At 58.5% G+C, this 23,144-nt stretch carries 22 protein-coding genes; 11 read left to right on the forward strand and 11 right to left on the reverse strand.

Annotation, left to right across the window (positions count from 1 at the left end):
• Positions 1–369: 369 nt before the first annotated feature.
• Entirely contained in the window at positions 370–1,038 is a 669-nt protein-coding gene (locus KTT_RS21600; RefSeq protein ID WP_126598105.1) for a hypothetical protein, read from the reverse strand.
• A 403-nt stretch (positions 1,039–1,441) separates the two neighbouring features.
• Positions 1,442–1,933: a GyrI-like domain-containing protein gene (locus KTT_RS21605; protein WP_126598107.1), complete on the reverse strand. Its 492-nt coding sequence runs from the start codon at positions 1,931–1,933 to the stop codon at positions 1,442–1,444.
• 250 nt (positions 1,934–2,183) lie between these two features.
• Here KTT_RS21605 and KTT_RS21610 point away from each other — a divergent pair, with 250 nt between their 5' ends.
• The 6 genes from KTT_RS21610 to KTT_RS21635 all read left to right on the forward strand — a co-directional run bounded on the left by KTT_RS21610 (position 2,184) and on the right by KTT_RS21635 (position 8,170).
• Positions 2,184–2,681: a MarR family winged helix-turn-helix transcriptional regulator gene (locus KTT_RS21610; protein ID WP_160146027.1), complete on the forward strand. Its 498-nt coding sequence runs from the start codon at positions 2,184–2,186 to the stop codon at positions 2,679–2,681.
• Positions 2,682–2,684: 3 nt separating this feature from the next.
• Positions 2,685–3,881, forward strand: a complete 1,197-nt coding sequence (locus KTT_RS21615; protein ID WP_126598111.1) for a macrolide family glycosyltransferase — start codon at positions 2,685–2,687, stop codon at positions 3,879–3,881.
• 753 nt (positions 3,882–4,634) lie between these two features.
• Positions 4,635–5,522 (forward strand): class I SAM-dependent methyltransferase, encoded by an 888-nt coding sequence (locus KTT_RS21620; protein WP_126598113.1) that lies wholly within the window; start codon positions 4,635–4,637, stop codon positions 5,520–5,522.
• A 56-nt stretch (positions 5,523–5,578) separates the two neighbouring features.
• Entirely contained in the window at positions 5,579–6,076 is a 498-nt protein-coding gene (locus KTT_RS21625; RefSeq protein ID WP_126598115.1) for an alpha/beta fold hydrolase, read from the forward strand.
• Between the two features lie 102 nt (positions 6,077–6,178).
• The gene (locus KTT_RS21630; RefSeq protein WP_126595959.1) at positions 6,179–7,558 is read left to right on the forward strand and encodes an IS4 family transposase; all 1,380 of its coding nucleotides are present in this window, start codon (positions 6,179–6,181) and stop codon (positions 7,556–7,558) included.
• A 9-nt stretch (positions 7,559–7,567) separates the two neighbouring features.
• Complete coding sequence (locus KTT_RS21635) at positions 7,568–8,170, forward strand: alpha/beta fold hydrolase (protein WP_126598117.1); 603 nt, start codon at positions 7,568–7,570, stop codon at positions 8,168–8,170.
• 124 nt (positions 8,171–8,294) lie between these two features.
• Here the strand turns inward: KTT_RS21635 and KTT_RS21640 are convergent, their stop codons facing one another.
• Positions 8,295–9,554: an MFS transporter gene (locus tag KTT_RS21640; protein WP_126598119.1), complete on the reverse strand. Its 1,260-nt coding sequence runs from the start codon at positions 9,552–9,554 to the stop codon at positions 8,295–8,297.
• 355 nt (positions 9,555–9,909) lie between these two features.
• On the opposite strand from KTT_RS21640, the gene KTT_RS21645 reads away from it, so the two are divergent.
• The 3 genes from KTT_RS21645 (at position 9,910) to KTT_RS21655 (ending at position 12,500) form a co-directional block, all read left to right on the forward strand.
• Positions 9,910–10,071 (forward strand): hypothetical protein, encoded by a 162-nt coding sequence (locus KTT_RS21645; protein WP_174844795.1) that lies wholly within the window; start codon positions 9,910–9,912, stop codon positions 10,069–10,071.
• A 76-nt stretch (positions 10,072–10,147) separates the two neighbouring features.
• Entirely contained in the window at positions 10,148–11,320 is a 1,173-nt protein-coding gene (locus KTT_RS21650) for a GDSL-type esterase/lipase family protein (RefSeq protein ID WP_160146028.1), read from the forward strand.
• Positions 11,321–11,645: 325 nt separating this feature from the next.
• A complete protein-coding gene (locus tag KTT_RS21655; RefSeq protein ID WP_160146029.1) occupies positions 11,646–12,500 on the forward strand; it encodes a MerR family transcriptional regulator in 855 nt (284 codons plus the stop codon).
• A gap of 378 nt (positions 12,501–12,878) precedes the next feature.
• Here KTT_RS21655 and KTT_RS21660 read toward each other — a convergent pair whose 3' ends face one another.
• From KTT_RS21660 to KTT_RS21670, 3 genes are all read right to left on the reverse strand, one after another.
• Positions 12,879–13,874: an RNA polymerase sigma-70 factor gene (locus KTT_RS21660; RefSeq protein ID WP_126598125.1), complete on the reverse strand. Its 996-nt coding sequence runs from the start codon at positions 13,872–13,874 to the stop codon at positions 12,879–12,881.
• Between the two features lie 88 nt (positions 13,875–13,962).
• On the reverse strand, positions 13,963–15,291 hold the full coding sequence (locus KTT_RS21665; RefSeq protein ID WP_218030957.1) for a phytoene desaturase family protein: 1,329 nt from the start codon (positions 15,289–15,291) through the stop codon (positions 13,963–13,965).
• Positions 15,292–15,497: 206 nt separating this feature from the next.
• Complete coding sequence (locus tag KTT_RS21670) at positions 15,498–16,388, reverse strand: oxidoreductase (protein ID WP_126598127.1); 891 nt, start codon at positions 16,386–16,388, stop codon at positions 15,498–15,500.
• A 183-nt stretch (positions 16,389–16,571) separates the two neighbouring features.
• Between KTT_RS21670 and KTT_RS21675 the strand changes: the two genes are divergently transcribed.
• A complete protein-coding gene (locus tag KTT_RS21675; RefSeq protein WP_126598129.1) occupies positions 16,572–17,441 on the forward strand; it encodes a helix-turn-helix transcriptional regulator in 870 nt (289 codons plus the stop codon).
• Between the two features lie 14 nt (positions 17,442–17,455).
• Here KTT_RS21675 and KTT_RS21680 read toward each other — a convergent pair whose 3' ends face one another.
• Both KTT_RS21680 and KTT_RS21685 read right to left on the reverse strand, forming a co-directional pair.
• Complete coding sequence (locus KTT_RS21680; protein ID WP_126598131.1) at positions 17,456–18,193, reverse strand: metallophosphoesterase family protein; 738 nt, start codon at positions 18,191–18,193, stop codon at positions 17,456–17,458.
• Between the two features lie 88 nt (positions 18,194–18,281).
• Complete coding sequence (locus tag KTT_RS21685) at positions 18,282–18,818, reverse strand: acyl-CoA thioesterase (RefSeq protein ID WP_126598133.1); 537 nt, start codon at positions 18,816–18,818, stop codon at positions 18,282–18,284.
• A 485-nt stretch (positions 18,819–19,303) separates the two neighbouring features.
• On the opposite strand from KTT_RS21685, the gene KTT_RS21690 reads away from it, so the two are divergent.
• The gene (locus tag KTT_RS21690; protein ID WP_218030958.1) at positions 19,304–19,726 is read left to right on the forward strand and encodes a DUF3224 domain-containing protein; all 423 of its coding nucleotides are present in this window, start codon (positions 19,304–19,306) and stop codon (positions 19,724–19,726) included.
• Between the two features lie 76 nt (positions 19,727–19,802).
• Here the strand turns inward: KTT_RS21690 and KTT_RS37990 are convergent, their stop codons facing one another.
• The 3 genes from KTT_RS37990 to KTT_RS21710 all read right to left on the reverse strand — a co-directional run bounded on the left by KTT_RS37990 (position 19,803) and on the right by KTT_RS21710 (position 22,903).
• Positions 19,803–20,354 (reverse strand): YciW-related (seleno)protein, encoded by a 552-nt coding sequence (locus KTT_RS37990; RefSeq protein WP_503826469.1) that lies wholly within the window; start codon positions 20,352–20,354, stop codon positions 19,803–19,805.
• 20 nt (positions 20,355–20,374) lie between these two features.
• Positions 20,375–21,295 carry an ADP-ribosylglycohydrolase family protein gene (locus KTT_RS21705; RefSeq protein ID WP_235845796.1) on the reverse strand — a complete coding sequence of 307 codons (921 nt, stop codon included), beginning with the start codon at positions 21,293–21,295 and terminating at the stop codon, positions 20,375–20,377.
• A gap of 141 nt (positions 21,296–21,436) precedes the next feature.
• Complete coding sequence (locus KTT_RS21710; RefSeq protein ID WP_218030959.1) at positions 21,437–22,903, reverse strand: pyridoxal phosphate-dependent decarboxylase family protein; 1,467 nt, start codon at positions 22,901–22,903, stop codon at positions 21,437–21,439.
• Positions 22,904–23,144: the final 241 nt, after the last annotated feature.

Genomic DNA, 23,144 nt, shown 5'->3' on the forward strand with positions numbered 1-23,144 from the left:
GGAGAGATGGGGACCACGCGCCAATCCCCATCAACCAAATGGAGAGATGGGGGCCACGCGCCAATCCCCATCAACCAAATGGAGAGATGGGGACCACGCGCCAATCCCCATCAACTAAATGGAGAGATGGGGACCACGCGCCAATCCCTATCAACCAAATGGAGAGATGGGGACCACGCGCCAATCCCCATCAACTAAATGGAGAGATGGAGACCACGCGCCAATCCCCATCAACCAAATTTGGAGAAATGCGGATGCAGCGCGTCAAGCGCTGCATCCGCATTTCTCCAAAATAAAAAAAGACTCGGGCGCGTCAGCGCCCGAGTCATCAACAGCCACCGCATAATTCCCATCGCATGGGAACTATGCCTACTCCCCATTCCAGTTGTAGGTGGTATCGGGTTTTGCATTGGGAGAGTTATAGGCCAGCGTAACCAGGGTATGAGCCTTCAGCACAACATTGTGGAAATCGCCGCTGTACGGCTTCCCATCAACGTAGACCTGCCAGCCATCACCCTTGTCGAGCTGATAGGGATACTGCAGATTTGAGAAGCGCTGGCTCCACAACTGCGTGAACTGCCCCAGGGTATAGTTTTTCTGCGTCGGCGACTCAATGTGGATCACGCCACTTGTGTCATGCGAGTGCAGCCAGTAGATACAGGACTGGTCGCTGGCAATGCCTATCCCCTGCGGTACCGCCACCGGTTTCCCATCGATATAAATAGATAGATGGGCGTGAATATGATAGGCAAGCTGCTCCTGGGTGTCGCAGGAGATACCATTCAACGGAGCATAAGGCGCTGAGCTAGAACTGCTGCTGGTCTGGCTACTGCTGGAGCTATTGTTGGCCGAACCGCCGAGTGGATGGTTGGCGAACCAGATAAAGGCACCAACGATGACAGCCACCAGTACAATCGAGCCAGTAATAATCATCTTGTTTCTGCGCCTGGCTTTGAGCTGGCGCAGCCGCTCTGCCTCGCGGCGTTGTTGTTTCCCGGCGCGATCCTGCTTGACGCTCCGAGGTTGTGTCTTACTCATGCTTGTCCGTCTTTCGTAGGCAAAATAAAGATGTCGACATGTACTAATATTTTAAGGCGAAAAAGATCAAAAATGATCACTGTAATTGTAAAGAAATGGTAAAGTGGCCCCCAAAAGCCACTTTCGTGATTGTTTTGTGATCATCCCGGCCCACATCGCCCATCTGCGCCAGATTCTATCGGGGCAGAAAAATGATACCATACGGTGAGAAACGCGTATCCAGGCAATACGCACTTCTAAATATCCAGGGTGCAGAATGGCACCCTATTATTATACACTCAACTCTCTCTATCCAAAAGCTCCCTATGAGAATCGGGTACCATTCAAAGTTTGCAAAAAGACAAGGCGACCATAAACACGAACCGCCCCTCGAATCCGATCGGATTCGAGGGGCGGTTCGTGTTTATGTGATGGAAAGGTATATATCCACGGTCGTCTGCTGGGGATCGCTGCTGCGCTCATCGTAGAGCTCAAAGTCGGCGCTGTAGCGGCGCCTGCCTCCGAGTTGCTCTGGTCCCAGTTGCCAGATCTCCCGCCATGCCTGCCCGATCACGCTTGCGACCGGGCCCGTCCGGGTGGTGTATATCATATAGCCACTCTCGGGCAGCACCCTGGCGCTCAAGCCCTCCGGAAGGTCCCCCAGGCTGCTCACCTCGCACCCGATGAGCAGGGTATAGGGTCCGTGCTCGTCGCTTTCGTAATCGGTGTAGACCGCCAGGATGGAGCCTGGTTGCACCTGGTTGGGAATGGTATTGCGGATATTCTCCTGGAAAAACCGCTGCCAGAGGCCGGGAATCCTCGCCGTCTCGCCTCTGCTCTCGTCGCTATTGGTCGTGCGTGTCTCAATGCCAACCACCGTGAGTGCATCCTTGTGAATGGGCCCCTGAAGCGTCATGCTTACCCTCCTTTGCTATGAATAGATGTTCTTGCCTCAAGTATACCATATTATTCGTGTTTGTTATTAATATACGCCCACACCCGGTAAAGATAATATGATGGGATCGTCGTGTGAGGTCGGCGTGCCATAACGAGGCGATGTTTTATGTTTTTATGCCATAATTTGTCGCGAGGGCTTGCAATGGTATATAATTTGGGCAACAAATGATTTGTTTGGCCAATTAAGGTTGAAAGTTTGAGGCATGGGTATGATGGAGAGAAATGTTGCTTCGGCGGATGCTTTGCGCCGTCTGTGCGGGACGGTGATGAAGACGGCGCGCCAGGAGTTGATGCAGCACCTGAGCGAGGCGGGCTCCGATCTTTCGCCGCACCAGTTTCTGGCGCTGATGAATGTCAGTGGCCACACGCTGACGCTGGGCGAGTTGAGTCGCGCCATGGGACTTGATCCCTCGACGCTGGCGCCGACGGTCGAGGTGCTGGTGCGTAAGGGACTGGTGCAGCGCGACCGCGACCCGCAGGACCGGCGGCGCACGCTGCTGTCGGTGACTGAGGCGGGTGGCGCTCTGCTGGCACAGGTGACGCGCCAGGACGAGCAGGGTCCGCTGCTCAGTGGCCTGCAGGCGCTGGGCGAGGAGAAGTCTCACCAGCTTATCTCATTACTGGAGGAACTGGTGACCGCCATTCATCCCACTTCAGAGGCCGAACACGCCCATCCCTGCCAGCTGCCCATGCATAAAGGACGATAGATAATGACGAAATATGCTTTTTTGAATGTACCCGCGTATGGACATGTCAACCCGACGCTGGCCGTGGCGCATGAGCTCGTCGAGCGCGGCGAGCAGGTGAGCTACTATCTGACCGAAGCGTTCCGCGCCACGATCGAGTCTACCGGCGCCACCTTTCAGCCCTACCAGATGGACGAGATGCGCCCGCCGCAGGGCTTGACGGCCAATCCTCAGAACATCAATATATCCCATCTGCTGGGCATGCTGCTGCGCACGAGCACCATCATCCTGCCGCAGGTTGTGGAGCGGCTGCGCGCCGAGCGGCCGGACTGCATCATCTATGACTTTATGTGTCCCGCTGGTTACATGGCCGCCCAGGTCCTGGGTATCCCGGCCATCAATCTGCGTCCCAGCTATGTGCCCTCGAAAGAGATGATGAGCCGTGGACCCCTGGCGCGGGCGCAGGCGTCCGGTTCCGATCTGGCCGCCCTGCAGGAGCAGCTGGACGCGCTGAGCGCCCGCTATGACCTCCCCTCCATGCGCCCGATGGATATCTGGACCCATCACGAGGACCTCAACATCTGCTTTATCCCGCGTGCCTTCCAGCCCGGTGGGGAGGCTATGGACGACGAGCGCTTCCTCTTTGTCGGTCCCTCTATCTTTATGCGCCAGGACGCGCCACCGTTCGAGCTCAAGCGCGTCGAGGGCCAGCCCGTCCTCTATATCTCGCTGGGCACCGTCATGAACAACCGGCCGGACTTCTTCCGCCTCTGCTTCGAGTCGTTCGCCGACCAGCCCTGGCATGTCGTGATGGCCCACGGTCCGCGCCTCGATCTGTCCGCGCTGGGACCCGTCCCGGCCAACTTCCAGGTCGCCTCCTACCTGCCCCAGCTGGAGGTACTGCAGCAGACCAGCGTCTTCATCACCCACGGCGGCATGAATAGCACCATGGAGAGCCTGTTCTATGGCGTGCCCCTGATCGTGGTGCCGCAGCAGCCCGAGCAGTTTATGACCGGCCAGCGCGTCAGCGAACTGGGACTGGGCACCGCCCTCAAAACCGATGAGCTCAGCGTAGCCGTGCTGCGCCAGGCCGTCGAGCGTGTCAGCGGTGATCCTACCATCCGCGCCAACGTCGAGGCCATGCAGCGGACCGTGCGCAGCAGCGGCGGCTACCGCCAGGCCGCCGACGCCATCACCCGCTTCGCCGCCACCCATTCGTAGATTCGGCCCTTGCGCCCAGTACATTCAATTTAGCACAGGCAACAAGAGAAACGCGAGAGGTCCAGTGGAGCATCAAAACGTTCCTTGACACGAAGAGGTATCCCTGTAGGCGGCATAGGATTGCGGCCTTTCCAATACGGTATTTCTTCTGAAAAGCAGCAATCCGGCCTTGTGCATGCCGCCACCGTTCACGTACGATAACGTTCCTAAAAATCGAGAAAAGCGTACCTATGACCATGCAGAATTCGGCATATCGTACGTCAACAGAGCGGCATGCACAAGGCCGGATTGCTGCTTTTATGCATTCTGCGTGTCAACTAGGCCGCAATCCTATGCCGCCTACGGGGACATGATCGGGTCGAGGGATGTTCCATCTTCCGCTGGCGATGTGTCGTTTTTCTTGTTGCTTGCTCTAAAGTTGAACGTATTGGCCCTTGCGCCCGATTTCCCGTTCCATCAACCCTGAAGCCTAAAGAGGCGCCAGCCGACCTGCGGATGACGTCTCTTTAAGGCTTTTTTCGATATTCTTGCTCCCTTCCTCTTCCTCTTATAGGTTATAGGCAAAGCATTTATCTATGAATAATGCATTTATATTTTGCCATAAAAAGTGCAAGCTATATAAATAAGCATAAATTTAGGTATAAAAAATATATGAAGATAAGCCAGATTAATCAAACAAATATTGATAGCAGGCTAGAAAGAGCGTATACTAAGCAAATAAGTATATAAATATGCGAAAGGTGAGAAAATCCTATGGCTTCTGATCCTCCAATGCACTCCGATAGCGGCAATACGTACATTCTCGATCCTGAGAGTGTGGCTGAAATGGCTCGCCTGATCGAGCTTGATAACATGACTACAAAGAGCATGGGTGACTTCTTGAATGGATTGACTGATCTGCCAGATGAAGCAAAAGTGCTCGATATCGCCTGTGGGCCCGGTGGCTGGGCTCTTGATATGGCCTTCAATTATCCAGATATGGAAGTCATCGGCATCGATATCAGCCAGACGATGGTTGCTTATGCCAATGCAAGAGCAAGCTCACAGGGCATTCGGAATGTCTCCTTTGGCGTCATGGATACGACACAGACGCTCGATTTTTCTGACCATTCGTTTGACCTGGTCAATGGGCGCTTGCTCAGCTCATTTCTACATAGAGATGTATGGATGCAACTTCTGCAGGAATGCCGACGCATCCTACGACCAGGAGGCATACTGCGCATTACGGAAACCGATAACGGTGGCGTTACCAACAGCCCGTCATTCGATCAATTGAATACGCTGCTATTTCAGACTATGCACAAAGCGGGCTATGGATTTTCTCCCCATGGAACGACCCTTGGTATTACACCAATGCTCGAACGCTTATTTTCCCAGGCCGGCTATACCCAGATTCAGTCTCAGGCCCATTCTGTCAATTTTTCCAGTGACGCCGAGGCCTGGAGCAACTTTTATAAGAATGCAGAAGTTGTCTTTGATGGTGCCTTGCCGCTGTTGCAGCGGGCAAATCCCAACGCAGCGGAGGAGCTCACATCCCTGTATCAGCGTATGCTCATCGAGATGCAAGAACCGGAGTTTTGTGGCAGGTGGTATTTGCTGACGGTGTGGGGAACAACGCCGGAGCTCACTACTCCATCCTAGAAGTTGTACCCGCCCGGAACTATAAATAAATGCTAGCAACACAAAGGAGTTTTTTTATGGCACTTCATCAGCGTGCTATACTTCTCTTTCTGCTGGTACTACTTATGCTATCTGGTATGGCTCTGGAGCCGCGCGCGGCGCACGCGGCGACACAGGCAGGGACGTGCCAATCATTCAATGTACCGGTGACGCTTGACGATGACCTGTCTACCCCCGCGACTATCTATGGCGAGCTCTGCAATCCTGCTGGTGGTCCGAGCCACACGGTCCAATTGCTCGTCCCAGGTGGAACCTACGGACATATCTATTGGAACTTTCCTTACCAGCCCCAGAACTACTCCTACGTCCAGGCTCTCACGGCCGCGGGATACAGTACCTTTAACATCGATCGCATCGGCACAGGGAGAAGTTCGCATCCCCCCATCGGCCTGTTAACCGTGTCCATGGTTACCAATGCCTATGTCATCCACCAGGTCGTTTATGCCTTGCGCAACGGAAACATCGCTAGCCATGCGTTTGGTCGGGTACTGCTGGCATCTGTTGATACTAAATAGCCAAAAGGTCTCTGGATGGGGAGGGAGACTTGCCAGAGTGGCAAATATCGAGGAACATCCAAAGAAATTGTCATCACACGTTTTCGAAAGGATCTTCCTCGTATGCCTCATCATACCGCATCTGGGCCCGAAGAGGCGAATGCCGATTCGCTCTCACAACAGATCGTTGGCTGCTTGCAGCGCCTCATCGAACCCTCTGATCCCCCTGCCGCTGCGGTGAGCCGCCCTCGTGGACGACCCGCAGTGCTCTCCTCTGAGCATCTGTGTCTGGCGGTCTTGCTGGCGCTGCTGCGCGGCTTGAAGAGCTATGCCTGCGTCTGGCGCCTGATCACCTGGTCGGGGGTCGGCCACTTTCCTCTCTTGCCCCATACTCGTGACGCCATCCGCAAACGCCTCTTGCACACCTCCCTCGACGTCTGGCAGCGCCTCCTGCTGCGCGTGAGCACCGGCTTGCATGCCCAAACCCAGGCGGTCGCCCAGTGTGATCTGCTTCCCTGGGTTTCCCATATCTTCGCTCTGGATCAAACCACGCTCGATGCCGTCCAGCGGCGCATGCAGGATGTGCGCGATGAAGCCGTGGACAGTCCACGCCTGCTGGTCGGCAGACTGGCCGCCCTCTTTGATGTCCGCCGCCAGCAATGGGTTCGTATCCTCTTCCGTGAGGACGTCTTTGCCAATGAAAAACTGCTCGTCCAGGACGTGGTGCGTGGATTGCCCGCTGGCAGCCTGCTGCTGGCCGATCTGGGCTACTTCAGCTTTCCCTGGTTTGACTGGCTCACGGACCAGGGCTTTTTCTGGCTCTCACGGATGCGGGAGAAGACCTCCTACCAGATCCTGCACGTCTTTGTGCAGCAAGGCACCACGCTCGACGCCCTGGTCTGGCTGGGAGCCTACCGCGCCGATCGCTGTGCCCACCGGGTGCGCCTGATCCAGTTTGAGCATCACGGCAAGCTGTACCAGTATCTGACCAACATCTGCGAACCCGATCGCTTGAGCATGAGCGAGGCCGCTCGCCTCTACGCGCGTCGCTGGGAGATCGAGCTGGCGTTCAAAGCGCTCAAATGCACGCTGGGCATTCGCGTGTGGTGGTCCTGCGATCCTCTCCTGGTGCTTCAGCAGCTCTTCGCCGCCTTCATCCTGGCTCAGGTGCTCCATGCGCTCCACGCTCAGGTGGCCTTCGCCGCCCAGGTCCCTCTCTTCGACGTGTCCTTGCCCGTGCTTGCCACCTTGCTTGCTCAGGCGCCCACGCGATCGGGTGGGCAGCCCCTGATCCAGCGACTGCTCGAGGTGGGTCGGCGCCAGGGTTTGATCCGGCCCTCGCGGCGCATCGAGCCAGCCGTCCCTGCTCTGCTGAGGTCCTACACCCCGGCCCCACCTGATCTGCCGACCATCCGACCGCCACGCTACGCCCATCGTGTCCGTCAGGGACGTTCGGATCGACCCGACTTTGTGCCTCGTTTTTTCACCTTCATCGTGATTTAGTATCAACAGATGGTACTGCTGGTCGGCCATTCTCTCGGCTCGGTCGCCTGCTGGATAGAAGCTGGTACCTACCATGACGTTGATGGGGTTATCATTACAGGGCTGCTGCATCACCTGAATTCGACCAGCCTGGCTGGAGTCGTGGCCACACTTTATCCTGCCACGCTCGATCCACGTTTCGCGAACCAATTGCTCAATGTGAATTATGCGGGCTATCTGACTACGGAACCAGGAACACGAGAAGATGACTTTTATTACGAGCCCGGCACCGATCCCAATGTCCTGCAGACCGATGAGGCGACGAAGGAGACCGCGACACCAGGCGAGTTCTCTAGCTTCGCGGAACCAATCGCGGACGGGATTTCGTTACAGATCAACGTGCCTGTGCTTGTGGTGGTCGGACAGGACGATAGTTTGTTTTGTGGCCTTGCCGCGACGGATTGCAGCAGCGCGGCCACAATTCAGCAGGCCGAGGCACCATTTTATGCGCCGCAGGCCCGGCTACAGGTGGCAGTTGTTCCTGAGGCAGGCCATAATATTAACCTGCATAAGACGGCTCCCCTCTGGTTCGCGACCGCTAAAGCATGGACCAGCCAGCACTTCGCCCCTTGAAGCGACGCTATATCAACAGTCAGTTCGCTCAGAGGTCCACACTGACGAGCTCAGCGAACGCCCTGCTGCAGCAGGGCGTTCGCTATCTATCGCAACGCTGTAGGAATCTGCGGAATGGTGGGATTTAGTTTTGTGGGAATGTCGCTTGCTGCATGTGCCGATCCAGAAACAGAAATCCGGTGATCAGAAGCAGGCCACTCCATATGATGCCCACGGTAGGCAAAATGCCCAGACGCTCCAGGCTCAGCCCGAGTGCGGATGAGCCGATGGTGAGGACGCTGAACAGGATCAGGCGATAGACACTATTGATGCGGCCTTGCAGGGCATCTGGTACGACGGCGAAGCGATAACTGTCCATGAAGACAGCACGGATCGAGTCGCAGAGAGCGATGCCCGCGAAGACGGCTCCCAACAGCAGTGGCATCGTGATGAAGCCATAGAGCGGCCAGAGCACCACGAACACGAGCAGGGCATAGCCCAACGCCCTGCCAAAGCGGATGCGCCGCTGCAACAGCGGGCAGAGCAGCGAGCCAAGCAGATTTCCGACGCCACCGACCGCGACGATCAGGCCGTAGAGCACCGGCGGGATATGCTGCTGCTGCACAATGGCCAGGACGAGAAGTACGCTGGCTGTGATGGCCAGGTTGACATAGCTGGAAATCAGGAGGATCGAGCGCACGACCTTCTGCGACCACAGCCAGCTGAGCCCCTCGCGCACTTCTACGAGCAGGTGGTGACGCTGCGTCCTCCGTTCGTCTTGCATGGGCGAGCGGATGCAGAGCAATGAGCAGAGCAAGATCAGAGAGGAAAGCGCGTCGGTGACGAACGGGAGCAGCCGTGTGATGCTAAAGAGCCAGCTGCCCAGCGCGGGTCCGACAAGCCCACAGGAGCCAACGATCAACTCGTTCTGCGCGATTGCCGTAGGGATCTGGCCCTTTGGCACCATCCATGCCCGTGCTGCCAGTTGGACCAGTTCGTCGAAAAGCGAAATGGCTCCCAGGCTAAAGGCCAGGGCGTAGAGGAGAAGCAGCCGCAGCGGTCCGCTGGTCAGGAATAGCGCCAGGGGAATGCCCGCCACGCACACCATCAAGCAGAAGGTACAGAGAAGCATCACGCGCTTGCGCGGCCAGCGATCCACCAGCGCCCCGGCGGGCAGGCTCAGCAGGACGTAGGGAAGCTGCCCCAGGCTATACGCCAGCCCGGCGGCCGCGATCGAATGCGTCAGTTCTACAATGAGCAACGGAAACGCGAACTGCGTGCATGAAGTGCCGAGCGAGGAGACGGCCTGGCCGAGCCAGAGCAAAAGATAGTCACGATTGCGCCAGAGAGAAACGGGCCGTTGTGGACCCGTGGCGCTCGGCGTTTCTTTGGGATGTGCTGCCATCCATTTATTCTCTTTTCATTCAGGCTAGAGTGAAAGGTGACACCAGAATCACTCAATGGGAGGAAGAGGACCTGTGTAGCAAAAAAGACACAAAGGATCCCCTGAGTAAAGAGATGTGCCCTAAAGCCCGCTTGAAAAAAGCAGCGAAAAGCAGCTAGAAGAGGGCTTTAGGGAGGGCAGCAGCAAATTTGATAGACATGGTGGCCTCCCTTTTCATAAAAGTAATAATGGATATTGCGGTAAAATTATACTTTCTCGCCACAAACGCTGTCAAGAAATAGGAAGGACTCCATCCTCACCTACTCACAGGCGAGGAGCCGTTCGATCTTTTCGGCGGTGCCAGAATTGCTGCGGGGTGAGTAGATCAGGAGTCGCAGGGATCTTACACTATGCGGAGGCGGTACGCGACGGCAAGTTGACGATCCCCATTGAGCGCATCATGCCGCTCGCTGATGCTGCCGCAGCCCAGGGCATCGCCGAAAAGGGTGGGGTTGCCAGGATCATCCTCACCGCCTGACTATGAGATTATGGAACGAGCGTGGTAGAGTATTTGTATTGATGAAGCATGATTTTGTGAAAGGATGATGTCCTGTATGACGAATAGAGCAAGCTCGGGCCAGGTGAATTGGGTGGGTGCCTGGTATGCGGCGCCCTCACGGATGTTGTCAGCTAGCTTGAGTGGCCGTACCCTGCGGCAGATCGTCCACCTGCACGCGGGTGGCACACAGCTTCGCCTGCGGCTGTCCAATCGATATGGGGATGCGCCGGTGACGCTCGCTTCTCTTTCTGTCGCACCGGTCCTCCAGGGACCGCTGCTTTCCTCAGAAACGCAGGTCGTGCGCTTCGCGGGAGAGCCGACTGTCACCCTGGCTCCAGGTCAGGATGTGGTGAGTGATCCAGTAGCCTTGCGGGTGGAAGCGTTCAGCGATCTGGCCATCACCTTTTTTGTGGCCCAGGGAGAATGCCTGACGGGTCACATGTGGGCGCAACAAACCTCGTATGTCTCAGGAATCGCTGACGTGGCCGCCGCTCCGGCAGAAGCCACGTTTCTGGTTTATCCTTTGCAGACCACGTCCTGGTGGCTGATTACCGGCATTGATGTGATTCCATCTGCTCCCCTCAATGCCGTCGTGGCTTTCGGCTCTTCCACCACTGATGGGACCGGCTCAACCCTCAATGCCAACCAGCGCTGGCCCGATTACCTGGCGCGCCGTCTGCGAGATGCCGGGGGGACACGCTTTATGTCGGTCTTGAATGCCGGCCTCGGTGGCAACCAGCTCACGTCTTCTGGGATCCCGGACGCGGGGGAAGCTGGCATCCCGCCGTTCTTGTTCGGAGAGGCGGGTCGCACACGGCTGACCTGGGACGTGCTCGCGCAAGCAGGGGCAACGGACCTGATTCTCCATATCGGCTCGAATGATCTGCGTTTTGGGGTGGCAGGAGCAACGCTGATTGAGACATTCCAGCAGGTAGCAAGGCAGGCTCGACAGACCTACCAACGCGTGTTTGGCACGACGATTCTGCCCGGTGGCTATCCACCTGAGCAAGTGGAGCAACGCCAGCTGGTCAATACCTGGCTGCGCGAGCAGGGGGACCAGTGGTTTGATGCCGTCTTTGACCTGGCCGCGCCACTGGCGTCCGCTGAGAATGAGGCCATTATCCGCCAGGAATGCGACAGCGGAGATGAGATCCATCCTAATGATGAAGGCTATCGGCGGATGGCCGAAGCCATCGATATTACCCGGCTCTCAGGCAGCCTGGTCTGACTCCCGCCACCCTGGGGGACGTGATGGCCTCCGCACGCGCGTCCGCTACGCAGCCGCACCCGTTTTTATGTGTTGGTGCATCGGGGGCGCATTCGCGCCCCCGATGCACCAACACATAATGGACTCGTGAGCACTGCAGGTGCGAAAGCTCAGACATGCTGCAGACGATGATCATGAGAGTAAGGCACATTCTGAGAGAAAAAGGGAGTGGATGCACCATGGAATGTGACATCCTATTTTTTGATCTGCCCAAAAATTGGGGGCAAAAGAGCTTGCGTATGACGTTACGTCATACCCTATACTCCCAATTGAAAGGAGGAAGCACTTGGATCAACACGTACAGCAGCAGCGGCGCTATACCACCAGCCAGTTCGCGCAGCGGGCCGCGGTAACCGCGCGTACGCTGCGCTTCTATGACAAGGTGGGCCTGCTCTCACCCTCGCAATATACCGAGGCGGGCCACCGGCTCTACTCGGACGATGACCTGGTCAACCTGCAGCAGATCCTGTCCCTGAAGTTTCTCGGCTTCTCCCTGGATGAGATCAAAGCGTGCTTGCAGGAGGACCCACGGCGGCTGAGGGAGACGCTGGCCACGCAGAAGGCCATGATGCGCGAGAAGCGCAGGCAGCTGGAAACAATCATCCAGGCCATCGAGAAGGCCGAGACGCTGCTGGAGGAGAGCCCCGCCAGTTGGGATGCCCTCGTCGACGTGATCCAGGTGATGCAGATGGAACAGAATAATAAAGATTGGGTCAACAAGTACCTGACCCCCGAACAGCAGCAGAAGATGGCCGAGCTCTCTCGCGCCTCGTATAGCCCGGAGGCAGCGGCGAAGCTCGCCGAGTGGAGCAAGAGCTGGACCGAGGAGGATCAGCAGCGCGCCAATCAGCAGTGGGGCGCCGTCTTCAGCGAGCTGCGGCGCCTGGTAGCCGAGGGGGCCGATCCCACCGGACCCCAAGGACAGGCCCTGGCGCGCCAGCAGCAGGATCTGATCGGCCAGTTTACCCATGGCGACGCCGATGTGTGCGCCGGCCTGCAGCGCTTCATGAGCAGCCACAACCAGCTTCCTGAGCAGGAGCGTGTCATGGGCGCTTACAGCTACAGCCCCGAAGAGTGGGCCTTCATGAAGCAGGCCGTCGACCATTACAAACAACAACAATCGTCATCATCGTCATCGTAGATACGCCCCGATGATATTGAAGAAAAAAAGAAGAGAGAAACATCGTGTGCCATAACACGAAAACGTTCCCGTAGGCGGCATAGGATTGCGGCCTTGTCGATACGCACAATGCCCGAAAAGCAGCAATCCGGCCTTGTGCATGCCGCTCTGTTGACGTACGACACGTTGGCTTGTGCATACCGTTGTTGACGTACGACACGTTGGCTTCGACTCTGATTGTTTGTATGGGGAACATTGCGTACGTGAACGGGTGCGGCATGCACAAGGCCGGATTGCTGCGTGTTCGAAGCAGGGACAGCGATAAATAGGCCGCAATCCTATGCCGCCTACGGGAACATTTCCATGTTTCGCCAACGATTGTTCTCTCTTCTCATTTTGTTAAAGATTATGGTTCCCAACACCGGTGGTGAGGGGCGGGATGTGGCGCAGCTTCTCGGGATTGACGATGATGTCGATCTCGCGCACCTGGTTGTCTCCGCATGTGAACACCATGGCGAGGACGGCCAGGCCTTTGTCAGCGGCCTGTTGATACCACGGTTCCTGATCCAGCAGCGCGGGAAGCTGCCCCTCATCCCACCTCTCCCGCAGATAGGCGACCAGGCCCGGCTGACCATTGATCTGCGCCGGCTGTATTGTTGCCTTGACATGCTGCCACACCTTCTGCTGCAGGCCGAGCAGGTAGCGGGCCACGCGTTCTGCACCATACAGCGGTTTGAGCGCGGCTCTGACTTTGCCGCCGCCGTCGGCGTGGAGCACGATCTCGTCTGAAAGCGTATGCAGCAGACCGTCCATATCGCCGTTGAGGTATGCCTGCAGAAACTGCGTGAAGACCCGCTGCTGCTGCTCATAAGAGGGCGCCTGAGTCAGCCTGCCGTTGGTGGGTAGATGTCTGCGTGCCCGGTGCATGACCTGGCGGCAGTTCTCCTCGCTCTTGCCCACGATCTCCGCGATCCCCGCGTAGTCATAGTCGAAGACCTGGCGCAGCAGGAAGACCGCCCGCTCGAGCGGCGACAGGCGTTCCAGCAGCAGCAGAAAGGCCATCGAGAGGGACTCGCCCAATTCCGAGAGGGTTGATGGATCTGTGGTTGTGGTCTCGATCAGTGGTTCCGGCAGCCAGAGGCCGGTGTACGTCTCGCGCTGCGCCTGCGCGGAGCGTAACCGATCGATGCACCGGCGCGTCACCAGCGTGCAGAGGTAGGCTTTAGGATTTTCTACCTCCTCCTCTGACTCACGTGTATACCAGCGCAAGAATGCCTCCTGCACGCAGTCCTCCGCATCCATCACGCTGCCCAGCATGCGATAGGCGATGGAGAAGAGGAGCGACCTGTACTGCTGGAAAATCTCTTCCTGTTGTGCATCTGATGTGTTGTCCATTGTAAAACCTACCCCTGGCTATGGTGCGGTCCGCGCCTCACCTCTGGCGGGCCACACCACAGCATCACCGATCTTCTTCTCTAGCATATTATATGACGCCCATCGATCCGGCCATAGAGCTGTCCTGCCGCCCGGCGGCACGAGCTGTGATCAACCGCGCCGCATCGCTGGCGCTGGCGAAGCTGGCGTCCGAAAGTCCCCCTTCAGGACCCACCCAGTCTCCGGCGACATACAGATTGGGCAGACCGGGAACCACCGGCCCTGGTCGTCCGGCCAGGCCGCCGAGGCGGGCCTGGACTATGGCGTTGGAGACGATCATGTGCGGCAGGAAGTATTGCCGCACGACCTCCGCGCGCCAGCCGGGCTGCAGGCGATCCATCTGCTCCTCTAACTCCTGCCGCGTCGCCTCCGGATCTGCGGTCTCGCCGGGTTGCAGGTATTTCATGGTATGGACCAGCGCACTCCCCTCAGGAGCCAGCCGGGCCCAGGTGGAATGCGCCGAATAGTAGAGCGGCCGATCCAGGTCCAGGGTATAGGTGTTCCCCGGCCGGGGAAGACGGCGCAGGGCGAGATCGAGGCAGGCGGCGCGAGCTGGCAGCGCCTGATCGGCCCAGCGGCGCAGCTCCTCGTGCTCCCCATCCATCACCAGGGCGCTGGCCGTCTTCGGATCGGTCGCCAGCAGGACCGTCCCCGCCTCGTAGCTCGTGCCATCCGCCATCCTGGCCCTATATCCATCTTCCGTGACTTCGATCGCCTGCACCCGCGCTCCGGTGATGATGCGCACGCCCATCTCGCGGGCCTTCTGCTCCAGACCGTCCACCAGCGTCTGCCAGCCGCCATCCAGGTACAAAACCTGTGTATGCAGCAGGAACTGCAGCATCTCCGCTGAAAGCAGCTCGGGGGCGTTGCTATAGGTCGCCAGGCGCATCGTCGCCAGGATGAAGCGGCGCGCCTGCTCGTGCTTCACCTGCCGCGCCAGCCAATCCCCCAGGCTGATCTCCCTGATCTCCGCGTACCTCATACCTTGTAAGCGCGCGAGCAGGCGTAACAGCTCCATTTTGGCCGCCCACGGCAGCAGGCGTGTCGTCAGCAGGGTCGTAGCCCCCACCGGAGCCGTATAGAGCCTGTCGTCAGCCAGCACGAAGAAGCCAGGGCCTCCCGGCCGCGCTCCGCTGTAGCGAACGCCCAGCTCACGCAGCACCTGCGCGCCGGGTCCATGAGGATAGAAGGCATGCGCCCCCTGATTGAAGAAGAAGCCGTCCTGTTGATTGGTGCGGGCACGCCCACCGGCGCCGCCCGACTTCTCAAACAGCGTTACCGCGTGCCCCGCGCGCGCCAGCAGGGCCGCCGCCGACAGGCCCGCCAGTCCACCACCAACAATGATCACCGGAAGTTGAGCATCTGTATTCGTCACCATACGTTATCCGTCCTCGTTTCTTATCGTTTGTTTCAGCCACACACCGGATAAGGCAGAGATGCCATATTTCAACCCCTTTCCTTATCTCTCAAACACGAGTCGAGACAACGCATCCATTTGTGACACCCCTCCCTAAGAAAGGACAAAAAGCCACGAGTGCGGCACCCATGGCTTTTGATAATCGACTTACGTTGATAATTTACCGTTTACCTGGCGAGTTGATCGAGCATGGTCTTGTAGCTTTCGTCATTCTCGTGGTTTACCGCGCCAGCGACAAAGTCGGTGGAGCTGCTCAGGTGCTCCCAGCGCTCGATCTCGGCCAGGTTGGCCTGCTCTATCTGGCGAACCAGGTGGACGGCGTCTTTGCCCAGCAGGAGCCGGAATGGTGGCTCGGGCTCGTTGATGGCGGCGATGATGGCCTGAGCGGCGCGGGCGGGATCGCCTGGCTCCTGTCCAGCGCGGACACGCCGATACTCCACCATCTGCCCGATCGTCTGCTGGTAGTCGGGTCCTGGTTCGCTGATGTTCATGGAGGAGCCGGCCCAATCGGTGCGGAAGCCTCCCGGTTCGATGATTGTGACTTTGATTCCGAGCGGTGCCACTTCGCGCATGAGCGTTTCGGAGAAGCCCTCGACCCCCCATTTCGCGACCTGGTAGGCGCCCAGTCCAGGGACACCGGTGCGGCCGCCGACCGAGGAGAACTGCACGATGTGGCCTGAGCGTTGCTTGCGCAGGACCGGCAGGGCCGCGCGCGTCACATGGATGACGCCCCAGAGATTGGTTTCGATCTGCGTACGCCAGTCCTCTTCCGAAGCCTCTTCGATGGACGCCACGTTGGCGTAGCCGGCGTTGTTGACGACCACATCCAGGCGGCCAAAGCTTTCAACGGCCGTCTCCACGGCCGCGCGTGCCTGCTCCGCGTTGGTGACATCCAGCGCCATCGTGCGAATTCGGCCGGGGTAGCGCTCGACGAGATCAGTGAGTTGCTCTGGCCTGCGCGCCGTCGCCAGCAGGGAGTCACCCTGCGCCAGCACGGCCTCGGCCAGACTACGCCCAAAGCCACGCGAGCTACCAGTAATCATCCATATCTTCGACATGCTATCTATCCTTTCATATAAGCAAGTGAGTCTCCACCCCCTCCTCAAAAAGGAGTAGAAATCTGATATGGTAGAATTATGGAGCCGGGGAAGCGTGATAACCAGGAGTGTGGTTATCATAGGTGTGAAAGTAACAGGGGTATTCATATAGCCATAAGATAAGAAGGAGGCGGCGAGGCAACAATGATTGATGAGGCACAGCGGCGGGCGCAGCTCGCTGACTTTTTGAAGACGCGGCGCGCGCGCCTGAGTCCGCAGCAGTTCGGACTGCCGGTGGTTAGCCGCAGGCGGACGCCAGGGCTGCGCCGCGATGAGGTGGCGCTGCTGGCTGGCATCGGCGTTTCATGGTATACCTGGCTGGAGCAGGGACGCCCGATTACGGTCTCGGACCAGGTGCTTGACAGCTTGACCAGTGCATTACGACTTGATGACAGCGAGCGCCGCCACCTCTACATGCTGGCACGCGGCATGTTGCCGGTTGCAGGCGACGAAGAGCCGCAGGTTATCGATCAGCCGCCTATCAATCTGCTGGCTGTGATGGATGCGCTGGGGAATAGCCCGGCCTATATCCTGGATCGCTATCTCAATGTGGTAGCCTGGAACGCCAGCGCCGCCCGCCTCTTCGGCGATTTTGGGCAACTGGCGGGCAGGGATCGCAACGTCATGTGGCGGCTCTTTACCCATTCCTCGCAACGCACACTGTACGTGCAGTGGGAGGAGGCGGCCCGGCACGCCATTAAGACCTTCCGCACCATCAGCGATCAGCTGGCTGGAGATGCTCACTGCGAGCAGTTGATCGCTGATCTGAAGCAGGCCAGTCCCGATTTTCGCCGCTGGTGGACCCAGCATGACATCGAACTCTCGTGCAGCCCTACCCATCAGAAAGAATTTAACCATCCGCAGGTTGGACGCCTGGAGGTCCTGAGCACGACATTGATTTCTCCGGATAACCCACACTTCAGGCTGGTTACGCTTACACCATGTACGCCAGACACCACGGCCAGACTGGTGCAGCTGGCTCGGGTTGAGGGCAGGCGCTATAGCCTGATCTAGGCAATCTCGCTATTCTACGCCTCGGTCCAGCAGCTGGCCCACCAGGCGGCATGGGGCATGCCGGATGAGTGCATTACCTGGATGAAGGCCTGCAGGTCAAAGGCGGTGCGGTGCAGCTCTACCTGCAAGGAGTTGTCGTCGCACTCAACGACGGCATATTCCGCGAAGGCCGGCTGGCGAATGTCGGCGGGGGGTGACACACGATCCATCGCCAGTCCGACGCTGCCAGGATTGAAAAGCAGCAGGTCTTTGAAGCGGCGAAACATCTGGATGTGCGTATGACCTCCCACCATCAGCTCGCCCCGCGCACCGGCCAATGCCTGCTCCAACTCTTTTTCCGGAGTGGTGGGCAGGATGCGCTCCTTATAAGACCGGGGCGATCCGTGATAGCAAACGAGCGTTTTTTCGTTGGGCAGGGGATACTCGATGCCGGGCTGAAACGAGCGCAGGTAGTCACGATCAGCGGCTGAGAGCTGCTGCGCGCACCACAGATCTATCTCCTGCCAGCGCTGCCGGCGTGTATCGGGCTGCTCCCTGGGCTCGGGCTGCAAGAGCCAGGCATCCATATTTCCCATCACCACAGGACAGCCAAGCGCCCGCAGCCGGTTGATCACCTCGCGGGGTTGCGGTCCCGTCGAGGCGACATCGCCAAGGCAGATCATCTGGTTGATATTGCGGGTTGAGAGCGCCGTCAACACGGCCTCCAGAGCCACATCGTTCCCATGAATATCAGAGATGAGCGCAATGCGCATAGATCGTTCCCCTCCATATATTCTGTTGTGGCACGTCGCTGCGACCGGCTAGCCAGCGCGTGGCGCCAGATAATAGCGCAGTGTCGGGTTATGCTTGCTCGCCGCCAGTAGCGGTCGCGCTGGAGAGCCCTTCGAACTGCTCGAAGGCCGCGCGCAGCGAGTCCGGAAGGGGATGTGGCCGGCCGGTATGATAGTTGCACCACACCAGCACCGAGCGGCCGGTGGCGAACACACGGCTATGATCAGTGCTATCGCGAATCTCATGCTCCATAACAAAGCTTGTGCGACCAATCTTCACCACCTTTACTCCCACCTCCGCCTGATCCGAGCGCACCAGGGGCAACAGATACGTACAGGTATTCTCTTTGACCAGCATGCCATAGTGGTAGCCGCGCGGACCCGTCTTGATGCGCGGATTATGCTCGCCGTCCGCCGCCTCATCCTCCTCATCGGCCTGCACCGGCGTCTCATCGGCGTGCCGCCACGGCCGCAGCTGATCAAAATAGAAGCTGCGCGCCTCCTCCAGATAGACAAAATAGACGGTATTATTCACATGAGCCAGGGGATCTAAATCACGAAACCGGATCTGCACCGGGTACCAGCAATGATAGGTCTCAGAGGACATGGTCTACCTTCCTTTATCCAACGTCGTCCCCATTTTCTCTAGCCAGGGAACAACTTTCTCCGGCCAGGGAACAACGAAATTGTTCTGGCTAAGCCTATCATATTCTATCTATTCCCGTCGATAGCCATTTTGCGGAAAGAATGTGTTTGACTTCCGTCATGTTGAGGCACTTGCGCGCCCCCGCACGCGCGTCCGCTACGCGGCCGCACTTTTTGGTATATTGGTGCAGCGGGGACGCTTTCGCGCCCCCGCTGCACCAATATACCATGGACTTGTGAGCACCTGCGCGGCTCAGCAGTCTATTGTGTGGTGGTGCAGCAGGCGCGTGCGGGGGCTATCATGGGCTACCATGCGACGAGAATCAGACCCATTCAAAGAAACCTGAACCAAAAAATGGAGCCCGCGCGAAATTGGTGGAACTCAGGTCCTGAAATGTCCTGAATTGCTGCTAAGCTGGTCCTATTGATAGATAGAGTAGGATCTTAATGATCAGAAAGAAGGAAGATATTATGGGTACACAGATCAAGGCGGAGTTTCAGGTTATTTCGTGGCAGGAGACGCCGTATGACGAGCCGGAGCAGGGGGCGAAGCTCCTGCGCGTCGCTGTGAAGAAGAGCTTTCGCGGCCCGATTGAGGCGGAGAGCAGCGCCGAGTTGCTGATGTGCCAGGGCGAGGGCAACTCGGCTGGCTATGTGGCGAGTGAGCGCGTGAGCGGCAGCATCGAGGGGCGCACAGGGACCTTCGTGATCCAGCACGGCGGCGCTATGGTTAAGGGTCAGCCCGATTTCTCCTTTGGCTACGTCGTGCCCGGCTCGGGCACCGGCGCCCTGCAGGGTCTGCGCGGCAGCTGCGCCTTCCAGCACGACGACAGCGGAGCCGTGTTTACGCTCGACTACTTTTTCGAATGAGTTCAGACCTGATATTCTCGGCGAAAATGAGCAGATGCGCTCTCTATGAGAATGAGAGAGCATCTGCCCATTGTATTTACTGATCGCCCTGGCGTTTCCAGAGTCCTTGCGAGGGAATACGCAGAGCGCGATTAAACTTGCTCGACGCGTTTTCCCACGCGATAATCTCGGTCAGCTCAACCAGTTCATCATCGTTATAGAACTCGCGCAGGCGCGCAAAGAATTCATCGCTGACCTCGCGGCCTGTGATGGTCATGCTATCGGCGTACTCCAGGGTGATGCGCTCAACCTCGCTATAGAGCGGGCTGGTGGCATAATCGGCCAGTGCCAGAATTTTCTCATCGGAGAGGCCCAGGTTACTGCCCACGGCAGCATTGATATCCTGTCAGAACTCGCAGCCATTAATGGAGGCCACGCGCCGATTGACCAGGGCTTGCAGCTTCTCATCGATCAGCCCCGATGTCCCCAGGCCTGTCCACATCGCGCGCACCCCGCGAAAGATCGAGGGTCGCCGCGCGTAGACCAGGTGATTGAGCAGAGGCGCGCCCCAGGCCTTTGCTTGAGCCTCCAGAACCTTTTGCGTGTAATTATCCACTTCCTCAGGATTAACACCATCTATACGTGCCATAACGAATATACCTTTCCTTATCATATCTTTTCCAGGTACCAAACGGGCAGCGGCTCCCGCGCCGCCCGCCAGCTGGCCGGGATGGACTCCTGACCCGTGTAGGACGCGACGATGCCGCCGACCATGGCGCAGGTCGTGTCCACATCCCCAAGGGCGCTGGCTGTGAGCCAGATGGCCTCTTCGTAGTTGTTGAGCCGCTCGCCCGCGCACCATAGCACGAACGGCACCGTATCCTGGGACGAGATGTTGCTGCCATTGCCGAGCTGGCTGACCACGGCCTCCAGAGACGTGCGCTCGGAGAAGTCGCGGGCCCAGCGCACCTTGCGCCGCACCTCACTGCTGGGAATGTATGGCAGGATCAGCTCCAGAAATTCAGCGCGCGCGGGCAGCTGTCCCGACTGGCGCAGCTGCCAGGCATAGGCGGTCGCCACCGCCACCGCGATGGCCCCGGCGATCGCCTCGGGATGCGTGTGGGTGACGCTGGTGGCCAGCTCCGCCTGCTCGCACACGAGCGGTAGATCGTCGGCGAAGTAGGCGCCGAGCGGCGCGATGCGCATGGCCCCGCCGTTGCCGAACGAGCCCTGGCCCGCGAACTGCCGCGTGGCTGCCTCGCGCCACGGCGCACCTGCGCGGATCGCGCGCAGCTGGTAGTGCATCGACGGACCATAGCCGCGCGATCCCTCGTAGTGTTCGGCGAAGCTCGCCGCCAGCTCATCCTGCCGAATCGAGCCATAGCGGCGCAGGATCGACACGATCGACAGCGCCATCTGCGTGTCATCCGTATAGGGCCACGGTGCTGCTAGCACTCGCCGCTCCTCCAGGCGCACCGGCACCTCATCGCGCTGCCTGAAAAACAGCTCTCCAAAGGCATCCCCGACCGCCAGCCCATCCAGCGCCTCATAAGTTCGGACCTCGCGTCCGATTATTCTCTCGTCCCTCACAAATGTACCCCCTCGAAAACAGCTCGCAGCCGGGGCGTGCCCGGCACCTATGATGATGATGATATCATATCCCAGAGGTCCGGTCTCGCTTGTAGGGGACGTGAGCGGCTGGGCACGGGTAATCGGACGCGAGGTCCGAACTTATGATTGCGATGGTTGCCCTTGTATGGTGTCCCAGAGGGCGTGGATGTCGTGTTCCATTGTGCGGATGTTGCCGATGGCGACACGGATCGTGTATCTGTCGTTCACCCTGGTGTGCGAGAGGAAGAAGCGCCCGCTGGCATTGATGCGGTTGATGATGCCTTCATTCAGCTTATCTAGTTGTTGTTCGTCATCGATGCCGTGGGGATGAGCGCGGAAGCAGACGAGGCTGAAGTGGACGGGGGCCATCAGCTCGAAACCGGGGGTGGCGGTGATCTGCCGGGCCAGCCATTGGGCCAGGCGACAATGCTCGCGAATGCGGGCCGCCAGTCCCTCCTGTCCGAAGTAGCGCATGATCATCCACAGCTTGAGCGAGCGGAAGCGGCGTCCCAGCGATGTGCCGTAATCCATCAGGTTGGGGACCTCCTCGTCCTGGTTCTGCGCGCTACGCAGATACTCGGGGACCAGGCTAAAGGCGGCCTTGAGGATCTCGGGTTTGCGCGTATAGAGCACGCTACAATCCATGGGAGTGAAGAGCCACTTGTGGGGATTCACGACCAGGGAATCGGCCCGCTCACAGCCGTCAAGGACCCGGCGCATCTGTGGATCGACGGCGGCGGAGCCACCATAGGCCGCGTCGACGTGCAGCCAGAGGCCATACTTCTCGCAGATGTCGGCGATCTGTGCCACCGGATCGATGCTGCCGGTCGAGGTCGTGCCCACCGTTGCTACAACGGCGCAGGGCCGCCAACCTTCCTCAAGATCTCGAAGAATAGCCTGCTCCAGTTGCGCCGCATCCATGCGCAACTCGTCATCGGTCGCAACCTTGCAGACCCCTTCCTGCCCGATGCCCAGCGTCATCGCCGCCTTATCGGTTGCCGAATGCGCCTCCTGCGACGCATATACCCTTAACCGGGGCACGTCAGCGCGTCCGGCCAATCCCTTCTGGCGGATCTCCAGATCGCTCAGCGCCTCGCGGGCGGCGGCCAGCGCATAGAGCGTGCTGCTGGACGCGGTGTCGTTGATCACCCCGAATAGCGGCTCCGGTAGACCGAGCGCCTGCCGTAGCCAATCCAGCGTCACCTGCTCCAGCTCGGTCGCGGCCGGCGAGGTACGCCACAGCATGGCGTTCACATTGAGTCCGCTGGCCAGCATCTCGCCCAGGATGCCGGGTCCGGAGCCCGTGTTGGCGAAATAGGCCAGGAAACCGGGCGCATTCCAGTGCGTAATGCCCGGCATCAACACCCGATCAACATCGGCCATGATCGCCTCCATCGTCTCCGGCTCCTGCGGTGGCCGGGCCGGTAACGCCCCACGAATCTCACCCGGCTCCACCTGTGAAAGCACCGGGTACTCCTTCCCATTGGCCAGGTAATCCGCGATCCAATCGACCATCTTATAGCCATAACGACGGAACGCCTCCGGGTCCATATCACCAAACATCGCCGATTGCTGCTGCTGATCCATAACACCTCCATTGTGCCTTTTGATATATATTATACATCCTTGCCTTTTTAAAATTCATGTGGTATAAGATTTGATAAATAAGAGGAGGTATAAGCGTCCCTTAAACACGAAAATGTCCTCGTAGGCGGCATAGGATTGCGGCCTATTTATCGCTGTTTATGCTTCGAAAAAGCAGCAATCCGGCCTTGTGCATGCCGCCCTGTTCTGTCTCTAAAAAGCGGTGACAACGATCATATGATAA

Origin of the sequence: Dictyobacter aurantiacus (assembly GCF_003967515.1) — a bacterium.
Taxonomy (GTDB): domain Bacteria; phylum Chloroflexota; class Ktedonobacteria; order Ktedonobacterales; family Ktedonobacteraceae; genus Dictyobacter; species Dictyobacter aurantiacus.